Origin of the sequence: Amycolatopsis sp. NPDC051128, from assembly GCF_040682715.1 — a bacterium.
Taxonomy (GTDB): Bacteria; Actinomycetota; Actinomycetes; order Mycobacteriales; family Pseudonocardiaceae; genus Amycolatopsis.
The window spans coordinates 133,794-145,042 of record NZ_JBFBBN010000019.1 but is presented as its reverse complement, the minus strand read 5'-3'; the positions used below and the strand labels follow the sequence as shown (position 1 = coordinate 145,042).

At 73.4% G+C, this 11,249-nt stretch carries 10 protein-coding genes; 5 read left to right on the top strand and 5 right to left on the bottom strand.

What is annotated here, in order from left to right:
* Positions 1-101: 101 nt before the first annotated feature.
* A complete protein-coding gene (locus AB0M82_RS21235; protein WP_364724237.1) occupies positions 102-998 on the bottom strand; it encodes a DNA-3-methyladenine glycosylase 2 family protein in 897 nt (298 codons plus the stop codon).
* A gap of 3 nt (positions 999-1,001) precedes the next feature.
* Positions 1,002-2,081 (bottom strand): NDP-sugar synthase, encoded by a 1,080-nt coding sequence (locus tag AB0M82_RS21230; RefSeq protein ID WP_364724235.1) that lies wholly within the window; start codon positions 2,079-2,081, stop codon positions 1,002-1,004.
* 141 nt (positions 2,082-2,222) lie between these two features.
* Here AB0M82_RS21230 and AB0M82_RS21225 point away from each other — a divergent pair, with 141 nt between their 5' ends.
* On the top strand, positions 2,223-2,672 hold the full coding sequence (locus AB0M82_RS21225) for a hypothetical protein (RefSeq protein ID WP_364724233.1): 450 nt from the start codon (positions 2,223-2,225) through the stop codon (positions 2,670-2,672).
* Here the strand turns inward: AB0M82_RS21225 and AB0M82_RS21220 are convergent.
* Positions 2,669-3,532: a glycosyltransferase family 2 protein gene (locus AB0M82_RS21220; RefSeq protein WP_364724230.1), complete on the bottom strand. Its 864-nt coding sequence runs from the start codon at positions 3,530-3,532 to the stop codon at positions 2,669-2,671. The two genes, AB0M82_RS21225 and AB0M82_RS21220, sit on opposite strands and share 4 nt — an antisense overlap.
* Before the next feature lie 172 nt (positions 3,533-3,704).
* Between AB0M82_RS21220 and AB0M82_RS21215 the strand changes: the two genes are divergently transcribed.
* Entirely contained in the window at positions 3,705-4,238 is a 534-nt protein-coding gene (locus AB0M82_RS21215; protein WP_364724227.1) for a hypothetical protein, read from the top strand.
* A gap of 115 nt (positions 4,239-4,353) precedes the next feature.
* On the opposite strand, the gene AB0M82_RS21210 is transcribed toward AB0M82_RS21215, so the two are convergent.
* Positions 4,354-5,502 (bottom strand): glycosyltransferase family 1 protein, encoded by a 1,149-nt coding sequence (locus tag AB0M82_RS21210; protein ID WP_364724224.1) that lies wholly within the window; start codon positions 5,500-5,502, stop codon positions 4,354-4,356.
* 53 nt (positions 5,503-5,555) lie between these two features.
* The gene (locus AB0M82_RS21205) at positions 5,556-6,632 is read right to left on the bottom strand and encodes a glycosyltransferase family 1 protein (protein WP_364724221.1); all 1,077 of its coding nucleotides are present in this window, start codon (positions 6,630-6,632) and stop codon (positions 5,556-5,558) included.
* A 9-nt stretch (positions 6,633-6,641) separates the two neighbouring features.
* Here AB0M82_RS21205 and AB0M82_RS21200 point away from each other — a divergent pair, with 9 nt between their 5' ends.
* Genes AB0M82_RS21200 through AB0M82_RS21190 form a run of 3 tightly spaced genes read left to right on the top strand, consistent with a single transcriptional unit; the run spans position 6,642 to position 11,199 of the window.
* Positions 6,642-7,577 (top strand): glycosyltransferase family 2 protein, encoded by a 936-nt coding sequence (locus AB0M82_RS21200; RefSeq protein WP_364724218.1) that lies wholly within the window; start codon positions 6,642-6,644, stop codon positions 7,575-7,577.
* A gap of 30 nt (positions 7,578-7,607) precedes the next feature.
* Positions 7,608-10,121, top strand: coding sequence for a glycosyltransferase (locus AB0M82_RS21195; RefSeq protein ID WP_364724215.1), 2,514 nt, complete (start codon positions 7,608-7,610; stop codon positions 10,119-10,121).
* Complete coding sequence (locus AB0M82_RS21190; protein ID WP_364724213.1) at positions 10,114-11,199, top strand: glycosyltransferase family 1 protein; 1,086 nt, start codon at positions 10,114-10,116, stop codon at positions 11,197-11,199. The genes AB0M82_RS21195 and AB0M82_RS21190 overlap by 8 nt, the downstream gene beginning before the upstream one ends.
* Positions 11,200-11,249: the final 50 nt, after the last annotated feature.

Here is an 11,249-nt window from a genome sequence, read left to right as displayed (position 1 = left end):
CCGGCCGAGCAGAAGGTCGAGGACGGCGCGAAGTTCGAGTGCACCGCGACCATCGCGGGCTTGAAGTCCCTCAATGCGACATTCACGGACTTTCGGGGGCCTCACATGGCGCGGTAGTCGCGCAGCTCGATCCGCGGCCCGAACCGGGGCCGCCGGTGCCCGGCCGCCTCCAGGTAGCGCACCGCGCGCTGCCGCTGCGGCGCGTACGGCGCCAGCAGCTCGGCCATCCCGTCGTCGTCGAGTTTCGTGCCCAGCAGGGCGTTCCCGACCATCGACGGGATGTTGTAGTCGCCGAAGCTCACCGCGTCCGGGTCGCCCCACGCGCGCTGGGCGATCTCCGCCGCCGTCCACACGCCGATGCCCGGCACGTGCCGCAGCAGGTGGCGGCCCTCGATGCCGCCCAGCTCGACCGCCCGCTCCAGGTGGTCGGCGACGCGGGCCGCGTTGAGCAGGGCCGTCCGGCGTTTGATGTCGACGCCCGCGCGGTGCCAGTGCCAGTCCGGCAGCGAGCGCAGCGCCACCGGCGTCGGCGGCACGCGCAGCCGCTCGGGCGCCGGACCGGGCGGGCGCGAACCGAACCGGCGGCACAGCTCGGCCCACGACCGGATCGCCTCCTTGCCGGTCACCTTCTGCTCCAGCACGGCGAGCACCAGCCAGTCCCAGACGACGCCGGTCGCGCCGAGCCGCAGCCCCGGGTTCTCCCGCCGGGCCCGCGCGACGACGTCGTGGTGCGCGACGAACCCGGAGTCGTCGTCGTTCGCCCCGAGCAGCGCCGGGACGCCGCCGAGCAGCCGGTCGGCGCCGTCGCCCCAGGCCGCCGCCTCGACGCGGCCGTCCGAAAGACGGCGCAGCGCCAGCGTGCCGGGGCCGTCCGGGGTGTTCGACGCGAGCCAGGTGATGCCGCGTTCGTCGTCGAGGATGTTGAGCGAGCCGCGGCCGCGCTTCAGCGGACCCAGGACCCGGCCCAGGTCGACCTCGAACGCGGGGCGCCAGAACATCGGCTACGCGTCGCTCGAGAAGCGGATGGAACCGTCGGGCAGCACGACGTCCGGCCAGATCCGGGCGCCGTCGAGCAGCTCGCAGCCGGCCCCGACGGACACGCCGTCGCCCAGCACCACGCCGCGCAGCACCGCGCCGGCGCCGACACGCGCGCCGTGCCCGAGCACCGAACGCTCGACCACCGCGCCCTCGGAGACGGCCGCGCCGTCGAACAGCACCGAGCCGTCGATCTTCGCGCCCGAGCCGACCACCGCCGCGACGCCGATCGTCGAACCGCCGCTCAGCTGGGCGTCCTCCGCCACGGACGCGCCGTCGAGCACCAGGAACTCGCCGGGGCGGCCGGGCAGCGCCGACGTCGGCGCCACGCCCCGCACCAGGTCGGCCGAGCCGCGCACGAACGCTTCCGGCGTGCCGACGTCCAGCCAGTAGGACGCGTCGATGTAGCCCTGGATGTGCGCGCCCTGCTCCAGCAGCCGCGGGAACGTTTCGCGCTCGACCGACACCCGGCGGCCGGTCGGGATCGCCTCGATCACCGGGCGGCGGAAGACGTAGCAGCCGGCGTTGATCTGGTCGGTCGGCGGGTCCGGCGTCTTCTCGAGGAACGCCTGCACGCGGCCGGTCTCGTCGGTGGGCACCGAGCCGAACCGGCTCGGGTCGGGCACGCGCTGCAGGTGCAGCGTGACGTCGGCTTCCGACTCGCGGTGCAGCCGCAGCTGCTCGCCGAGGTCCGAGCCGGAGATGATGTCGCCGTTGAAGACGATCACGTGGTCGGCGCGCAGCCTGTCGTACACGTTGCGGATGGCGCCGGCGGTGTCGAGCGGCTCCTCCTCGACCACGTACTCCAGGTCGAGGCCGATCGACCGGCCGTCGCCGAAGTACTCCTCGAACACCTCCGCCCGGTAGCTCGTGCCCAGCACGACGTGCCGGATGCCGGCCTCGCGGATGCGGGAGAACAGGTGGCTCAGGTAGGGGGTCCCGGCTGTGGGGAGCATGGGCTTCGGCGCCGACAGGGTCAATGGCCGGAGGCGCGTGCCCTTGCCCCCGACCAGCACGACGGCGTCGACCTCGACCTCGGACGTCACGGAAATCTCCTCTTGTATCACGCACCGCTGAGCGACAAGCCGCGGGAAACCCTGACGGAGGTCGCCCGGAGGGCCTACCCTAGACAGGAAACAGGCGGGCCTTTCCCCAGAGGGCCCCGGGTCAGTCGGGAGGCCGAGGGGATGGACCCCCGCGATCGGGCGGACGCCCTGCTCGCACGAGCCCAAGCGCGCGGTGTGTTCGTAGTGACACCCGACAGCGCCACGTCACCGATGGACTCGGCGAACACCCAGCAGATCCCGCGCGCGGCGATCGACGGGCTCGACCGCAGCCACGACCCCGACACGACCACGCAGCTGCCGGCGTCGCTGATCGAGGAGAATGACCACCCGCTGGCCGGCTCGGCGCCGACGCGGCGGCTGGAGGTTCCGGGCGGCCGCCGTCAGCAGACCACGCCGTTGACTACGCCGAACCCGACGAAGCCGATGCCGACGCCGCTGGCCCGCCGTCCCCAGGCCGAGCCGATCACGAGCCCGCTGAAGGAGCCGGATCCGGAGGACACCGGCCTGGTGCCGACGGTGACGCAGAACAACGGCAAGTCCGACCTCTCACGCCGGCTCGACGGGATCTAGCCCTTCCGGGTCTCCAGCTTGAGCCGGAGCGCGAGGCCGAGCTTCGCGGCGGCCAGCACCGGCTTCCAGGCGAGCCCCTGGTGCCGGTCGGCGAGGTAGCGGTAGGCGCTGTCGTGGTGGGCCTTCAGCATCTTCGCCGACGCCTGCGCCGTCGAATGCCCGCCGAGGTGCATGACGCCGGCCGACGGCACGTAGACGTTCAGCCAGCCCGCCTTGCCCAGCCGGTCGCCGAGGTCGACGTCTTCGAAGTACATGAAGTACCGCGAGTCGAAGCCCCCGACCGACTCGAACGCCTCCCGGCGCAGCAGCAGGCACGAGCCGGACAGCCACTCCGCGACGCGCTCGACGGGCGTGCCGGTCTCCTGCCGGTACTGCCGGGTCCACGGGTTGCCGGGCCAGACCTTGCCGAACGCGGCGTGGCCGATGCCGCGGCCGAAGGAGGGCAGCAGCCGTGCGGAGGGGTAGACGGTCCCGTCGAGCTCGTGGATCAGCGGCCCGAAGGCACCCCCACGCGGCCAGCGCTTCGCGGCGTCGAGCAGCGCGTCGAGCGACCCGGGCTCCCATTCGAGGTCCGGGTTGGCGATGACGATCCAGCCGTACCGATCATCGAGTTCGGCGACCCCGCGGTTGCAGCCGGTCCCGTAGCCGACGTTCTCCCCGATGCTGAGCAGGTGCACGTTCGCGCGCTTCGCGGCCTTCTCGGGGGCACCGTCGGTGGAGACGGTGTCGGCCACGACCACCTGGACTTCGCGCTCGGTGGCCTTCTCGAGGGTGTCGAGGAAGCGTTCGAGGGTGACGCCGGAGAAGTACGTCACGGTCACAACGCCGACATCGTCGCCATAGCGGGAGTGCTCAGTCACCGGGCCATTGTCCACGCGTCACGGAGCGTGAATCGCGTGGCCCGGCCCAGCGGCACGCACGGAGGACAGGGGTACCTGGACGGCGAACCCACGTACGCGAGGCCGGACCTGTTGTCACTTGGAGTGCATACCCGAACGCGGTGCGTATGACAGGTCGCGTCATGATGACGCGATGACGGTGCACGCCTTCGTCGACGAATCAGCCCGCGGCGGTAGCTACCTGCTTTGCGCGACGATCGTGGAACCCGCGCATCTGACCACCACACGGCGCGCGTTGACTACGCTTCTGCTCCGAGGCGCCCGCGAACTGCACTTCAAGAAGGAGAAAGAACCGCGCCGCCGGATGCTCATCGACCGGATGGCGGCGATGCCGGTCACGACCCGGCTCTACCTGGGAACGTGCGCGCCCAAGACCGAAGAGGCGGCCCGGCAACGCTGCCTCGCGCTGCTCGCCCAGGATCTGCTCGGGTTGCGAGCGCACCGGCTGGTCCTCGACACGCGCGAGCACCGCGACGGACACGATCGTCAGACTTTGCAGGTGGCGCTGGGATTTCAGCCGTCGAAGACGGAACTGACCTATGAGCACGTCGACTCGACCGCGGAACCACTTCTGTGGATATCCGACGCGGTGGCCTGGTGCTACGGAGCGGGCGGCGACTGGCGGCGCCGGGCGAACCCGCTGGTCACCGAGCGCATCGAGGGATGAGAACAGCGAAAAGCCCGTGAGACGACCGTCCGGACGCGTCACGGGCTTTCATACTCGGCCCCACCGGGACTTCGCCTACGCAGCGTACCACGGCCGATCACACCCCGGAACGCGATCAGCGGGTGCGGAGGTGGCGTGACCAGGCCTTCGCGTACGCCTCCCGGTGCCCCTCCGCGGTCGTCGCCCAGGAAAACTCCTTGGCGCGCTGCTGGGCCGCCGTGGCCAGCTCGGCTCGGCGGCCCGGGTCCGCCAGCAGCTCGCTGATCGCCGCCGCGACGTCGCCCGCGCCCACTCCGCAGTACGCCACCGCGTCGCCGCCCACCTCCGGCAGTGACAGCCTGCGCGTCGTCAGCACGCACGCTCCGCACGCCATCGCCTCCAGGACCGGCAGGCCGAAACCCTCGCCCAACGACGGATAAGCCACCAGCGAAGCGCCGCCGAGGAAGCCGGCCAGTGTCCCGAACGGCAGGTAGCCCGCCCGGATCACGCGCAGCCGGTGCGGGACCGCGTCCAGCGCCCGCTCCACCTGCGTGTCCCAGCCCGGCTGGCCCGCGAGCACCAGCGCCGGCGCGTCCGGGCGGCCGGCGACCGCCTTGGCGAAGCCGCGGATCAGCGCGGGCACGTTCTTGCGCGGCTCCAGCGCGCCCAGAAAAGCCACGTACGGGGTCCGCCCCAGCCCGACCGCCGCCCGCGCCGCGGCGACCTCCTCGGGAGACGGCGGGTGGAACCGCTCGGTGTCGACGCCGTGGTGAATGACTTCCAGCGAAGCGTGCCGCACCGAGCCGACGCGGGCCAGCTCCGCCGCCGTCGCCGCCGACGGCACCACGCACAGGGTCGCGCGGCGCAGGGCGGTCGCGGTCCACGCGCGGAAGAACCGGGCCTTCACCGACGAGTGCAGCACGGCGTCGGTGAAGAACGTCGCGTCGTGCAGGGTGACCACCGACGCCGCCGACGTCGCGAGCGGCATCGTGTAGTGCGGTGAGTGGACGACGTCGGCGCCGAGGCGGCGCACCAGCCGCGGCAGGGTCGCCTGTTCCCAGGTCAGCCGCGCGGTCCGGGTGGTCGTCGTCGGTGACGCGGGCACGACGCGCGAGCCCGGCGCCAGCCGGTCGTAAAGCTGCAGATCCCGCGGCTGGCAGACGACGGTGATCCGCGCCCCGTCCGCGTCGAGGGCGGCGACGAGCGAATCGACGTACCGGCCGACCCCGCCGCGGTCCGCGGGAACCGCGGTCGCGTCGATCAGGACGCGGGGATCATCGTTCACTCCTTCAGGGTACGGTGGCGACCCCGAGTGATGGTGGGGAACGGGCAAACCGGCTACGCGCGAGGTCGCCGGTGAATCGCCCAGACGGCTTCCGCGGCGCGACGCCAGGTGAACGTCTTCGCGCGCGCCCGCCCCGACTGGGCGAGCTCCGCCGCCACCGAAGCGGACCCGAGCACCTCACGCAGGGCTTTCGCCAACGCCACCGCGTCGCCGCGCGGCACCATGACGCCCGCGCCGCCGGCCACCTCGGCCAGCGCCGGAACATCGGTGTGCACCACCGGGATCCCGGCCGCCATCGCTTCCAGCAGGCCCAGCCCGAACCCTTCGGCGAGGCTCGGCACGGCCAGCACGCTCGCCCGGCGCAGCACGGTCGCCAGCTCGGCGTCCGACACCTTTCCCAGCACCCGAAGCCGTTCCGCGGGAAGACCGCGCTCGGCGGCCAGCGCTACCGGGTCGACGCCGCCCCAGCCCGGCTGCCCGGCGAGCACCAGCACCGTGGCCTCGAGCGCCGCGACGGCGTCGATCAGCACATCGATTCCCTTGCGCGGCTCGATCGTGCCCACCGCCAGCACGTACCGTGACGGGAGGTCCAGCGAAACCTCCGCCGAGGTCAGCCGGACGCCGTGCGGTATCACGCGCACCGGGACGTCGACGTCGATCAGCACCGCCAGCTCGTCGGCGACCGCCCGCGTGGGCACGACCAGCCCGGTCGCGCGGCGCGCGGCCCGCGCGATCATCGACCGGTGCCAGCTGACCCCGCGTGCGGTGAGGGTCTCCGGGTGGGTCCACGGCACGGTGTCGTGCACGGTCACGCTCAGCGTCTTCCCGGCCGGGGCGCGCGGCGGCGCGAACGGCGTCGGCGCGTGCACCGCGTCGCCGCCCGGCCACCAGCGCAGGCCCAGCTGCCACGCGGCGACCAGTGCCCGCGGCGGGATGCGCAGCACCCGGGGTCCCTCGACGCCCTCCAGCCGGGCCGCGGACACGTCGGCGTGCCGCGCGACGACGCTGGACACCGTCCAGCCCGGTGGCGCGGTCCGCGCGAGCGCGGGGAGCAGCTCAGCCGTGTAGCGCCCGGTGCCACCGGGCACGGGCGCGAGGAGCTGCTCGGCGAGCACGACCAGTTCGGGCACGCGGCTATTGTGCGGGACGTGACCGCGAATCCCGCCACCACGGTGGTCGTCGTGACCTGGCGGGGCGCCGGGCACGTCACCGCGTGCCTCGACGCGCTCGCCGCGCAGACGCGTCCACATCGGACGCTCGTGGTGGACAACGCCTCCGACGACGGCACCGCCGCCCTGCTCGCGGCCCATCCTTCGCAACCGCAAGTACTTCGCCTCCGGCGCAATGCCGGCTACGCGGGCGCGCTCGCCGTCGCGGCGAAACGCGTCGGCACCCCGCTGATGGCGTGGCTGAACGACGACGCCGAACCGGCGCCGGACTGGCTCGCGACGCTGGAGGACACCCTCGAAAAGGCGCCGTTGGCCGCCGTGGCCACCTCGCTGCTCGTGCGGCCCGACGGCACCACCCAGTCCGCCGGGGTGCGGCTGACCGCCGACGGCCACGGCGCCGACCTCACCGAGCCCGCCGCCGAGGTGTTCGGCTTCTGCGGCGGCGCGGCGCTGCTGCGCACCGACGCGCTGGAGAGCGTGCACGGCGTCCCGGCCGGGTTCTTCTGCTACTACGAGGACACCGACACGGCGTGGCGGCTGCGGCTGGCCGGGTGGGACGTCGTCGCGGCGCCGGACGCCCGCGTCCGGCACGCCCACGGCGTCAGCAGCAAGCCGGGCTCGGCGCCGTTCCACCGCTGGAACGAGCGCAACCGGCTGCTCATGCTGCTGCGCTGCGCGCCCCGCGACGTCGCGGTGAAGCAGCTGGTCAGGTTCGCCGCGCTGACCGCCGTGCTGCCGCTGCGGCCGGGCCGCCCGGCCGCGGCGAACTTCCGGTTCGGCCTGCGCTGCCGGGTGCTGGCCGCCGTCGCCGCGCGGCTACCTGCGACGTTGCTGGCGCGCCGCCGGATCGGCCGCCGCGCGGCGCTCGGCCGAGGCGCGGTCTGGGACGCATGGGCAGGCCTTTAAGCTTGCGCCCAACCGACGAAGGAGCTGGCCTTGGCGCAGGGGGAACCGCAACCGCTCGTCTCGGTGATCGTGGTGAACTACCGCGGCGCCGACGACACGATCACCTGCCTGCGCGCGCTGGAAAGCGACCTCGACTACGCCGACGTCGAGCTGATCTGCGTCGACAACTCCGACGAGGCCGCCCGCATCCGGGCGGCCGTCCCCGGCGCCCGGGTGATCGAGGCCGGCCGCAACACCGGGTTCGCCGGCGGCTGCAACCTCGGCGCGAAGCACGCGAAGGGCACCGTCCTCGGCTTCCTCAACAACGACGCCCGCCCGGCGCCCGGCTGGGTCTCCGCCGCGGTCGCCGAACTGCGCGCGCAACCCCGTGTCGCCGCCGTCGCCAGCAAGGTCCTCGACTGGGACGGCACCGGCGCGGACTTCGTCGACGGCGGCCTGACCTGGTTCGGCATGGGCTACAAGCGGCACGCGGGCTCGCCGCTGGCCGACGTCCCGGCCGCCGAACACGAGGTCGCGAAGGACGTCCTGTTCGGCACCGGCTCCGCGATGTTCGTCCGCGCTTCGGTGTTCGCCGAGCTCGGCGGCTTCGACGAGCGGTTCTTCATGTTCTACGAGGACGTCGACCTCGGCTGGCGGCTCAACCTGCGCGGGTGGCGCGTCCGGTACGTGCCGGAGTCCGTGGCCTACCACCGCCACCACGGCACGATGTCGGCCGTCGACGCGCCGGAGACCGGCCGCGAGACCTTCCTTCTGGAGCGCAACGCCTTGGCGGCGCTCTACAAGAACCTTTCCGACGAGACGCTGGCCCGCGCGCTGCCGGCGGCCCTCGCGCTGGCCGTGCGGCGGGCCACCGCCCGCGGCGAGCTGGACGCGACCCGGCTGGACCTCGAACGCGGCGGTGATCCTTCCGGCCCGATCGAATCCGGCGACGTCGCGATCCCGCGGACCACGCTGGCCGGGCTGCTGGCCATCGACCAGTTCGTCGATCAGCTGCCGTCGCTGGCGGAGTCCCGCGCGGTCGAGCAGGCCGCCCGCGTCCGCACCGACGCGGACCTGCTTCCGTTGCTGCGCAAGGCGTTGGAACCCGCGTACCCGCTGCCGCGCTACCTCGCCGCCCACGACATCCTCGTCGAGGCGTTCGGCATCGAGAAGGCTTTCGGGCAGCGCCGGAAGGTCCTCGTGATCACCGGCGACGCGCTCGCCGAGCGGATGGCGGGCCCGGCGATCCGCGCCTGGAACATCGCTCTGGCGCTGAGCGCCGAGCACGACGTCCACCTCGTCACCACCAACCCCCTCGCGACGCCGCCGCCCGCGCCGTTCCGCGTCAGCGCCGGCAAGCACCGCGAGCTGACGGCGCCGATCGCCTGGGCCGACATCGTCGTCCTGCAGGGCCACGTGCTCGAACTGGCGCCGTCGCTGAAGAAGGAGCACGCCGGCAAGATCGTCGTCGCCGACCTCTACGACCCGATGCACCTCGAGCTGCTGGAGCAGGGCAAGGGCGGCGCCGACGACCAGCGCACGGCGGACCTCGCCGGTGTCACGAGGGTGCTGGACGCGCAGCTCGAGCGCGGCGACTTCTTCCTCTGCGCGTCGGAGCGGCAGCGGCACCTGTGGCTCGGGCACCTGGCCGCGCTCGGCCGCCTTTCGCCGCGGCTCTACGACGCCGACCCGACGACGCAGTCGCTGCTCGCGGTCGTCCCCTTCGGACTGTCGCCACAGGCGCCGACGCGGACCGGCCCCGGGCTCCGGTCGTCGCTGGGCATCGGCGGCACCGACCACGTCGTCCTGTGGGCGGGCGGGGTGTACAGCTGGTTCGACCCGCTGACCCTGATCCGCGCGATCGACCGGCTTCGCCGCAACCGCGGCGACGTCCGGCTCGTGTTCCTCGGTATGAAGCATCCGAACCCCGAGGTCGCCGAGATGGACATCGGCGCGCGGACGATCCGGCTGGCGGATTCGCTGGGCCTCACCGGGAAGCACGTCTACTTCAACGAGCAGTGGGTGCCCTACCACGAGCGCCAGAACTGGCTGCTCGACGCGAACTGCGGCGTCACGACCCACTACGAGCACGTCGAGACGACCTTCGCGTTCCGCACCCGGGTGCTCGACTACCTGTGGGCCGGGCTGCCGATCGTCACCACCGACGGCGACTCCTTCGCCGACCTGGTCCGGGCGGAGCGGCTCGGCGTCGTCGTCCCGGCCGAGGACGACGAGGCACTGGCCGCCGCGCTGGAAAAGGCGATGTACGACGAGGAGTTCGCCGCGGGCTGCGTCGAGCGGATCGCCGTCGTCGCGCAGCGGTTCGCCTGGCCCGAGGCGCTGAAGCCGCTGGTGGAGTTCTGCCGCGACCCGCGCCCGGCGGCCGACCGGCTGCCCGGGTCGGACGACCTGGTGAAGACGCCGCCGGTGCGCGGCCGGGCGATGGTGCGCCGCGACGTCGACCTGGTCCGCGAGTACCTGGCCGCGGGCGGCGCCGGCGAACTGGCCCGGCGTGTCGGCGGCCGCGTGTTGAAGGTCGCCAAGCAACGGCTCCGCCGTGGCTAGGTCACTGCGCGTCCTCCTCGACGGCACCCCGCTGCTCGGCGCGCGCACCGGGATCGGCCGGTACACCGCGGCGCTGAGCGAAGAACTGGTCTCGATCCCCGAGGTGGACACGCGCGCGGTGGCGTTCACGCTGCGCGGCTGGCGGCGGCTGCGGCACGTGCTGCCGTATGGCGCGCGCGCCCGCGGGATGCCGGTGGCGGCGCGGCTGCTGCGGATGGCGTGGGTGCGGTCGGACTTCCCGCCGGTGGAGCTGTTCGCCGGGCCGACCGACGTCGTGCACGGCACGAACTTCGTGCTGCCGGGCCGGTTCCGGGCGGCCGGCGTGGTGACGATCCACGATCTGGCGTTCTTCGACAATCCCGCCGAGCTGGCGCCGGGCGACCGCGATCTACCGGAACTGGTGCGCCGCGGCGCGCGGCGGGCGGACGTCATCTGCACCCCGACGGCCGCGGTGGCGGACGCGGTGGCGACCCGGCTGGACGTCGACCGCGCCAAGATCGTCGTGACGCCGCTGGGCGTCAACCCGGCGTGGTTCACGGCGCGCCCCCCGGACGACGAGCGGCGCGCCCGGCTCGGGCTGCCTTCTCGCTATCTGCTGTTCGCCGGGGCCGCCGGCCCGCGGAAGGGCCTGGCCTGGCTGACCCGCGCCCATGAGGCGGCGCCGGACCTGCCGGAGCTGGTTTTCGCGGGCCCGGGTCCGTTCCCGCGGGGGTCTCGGCTGCGCCAGACCGGCTATCTGTCCGATGTGGACCTGCGCACGGTGGTGGCCGGCGCGTCGGCGCTGGTGCTGCCGTCGCGCGACGAGGGCTTCGGGCTGCCGGTGCTGGAGGCGATGGCCTCGGACGTCCCGGTGGTCTGCACGGACATCCCGGCCCTGCGCGAGGTGACGGGCGACTGCGCGAGCCTCGTCCCGTACGGCGACGTGGACGGCCTGGCGGAGGCCCTGCGCACGGCGGTGACCGACCCCCACGCGGTGGCGACGTCGGCGTCGCGACGAGCCCACGCGGCGAACTTCACCTGGCGCACGTGCGCCGAGCTGACGGTGGGCGCGTACCGCCTGGCCGCCGGCCGCCACTGACCGCGGGTCCCAAACGCCCCAATGTGGCGTTGGTTGCGTCCAACGCACCC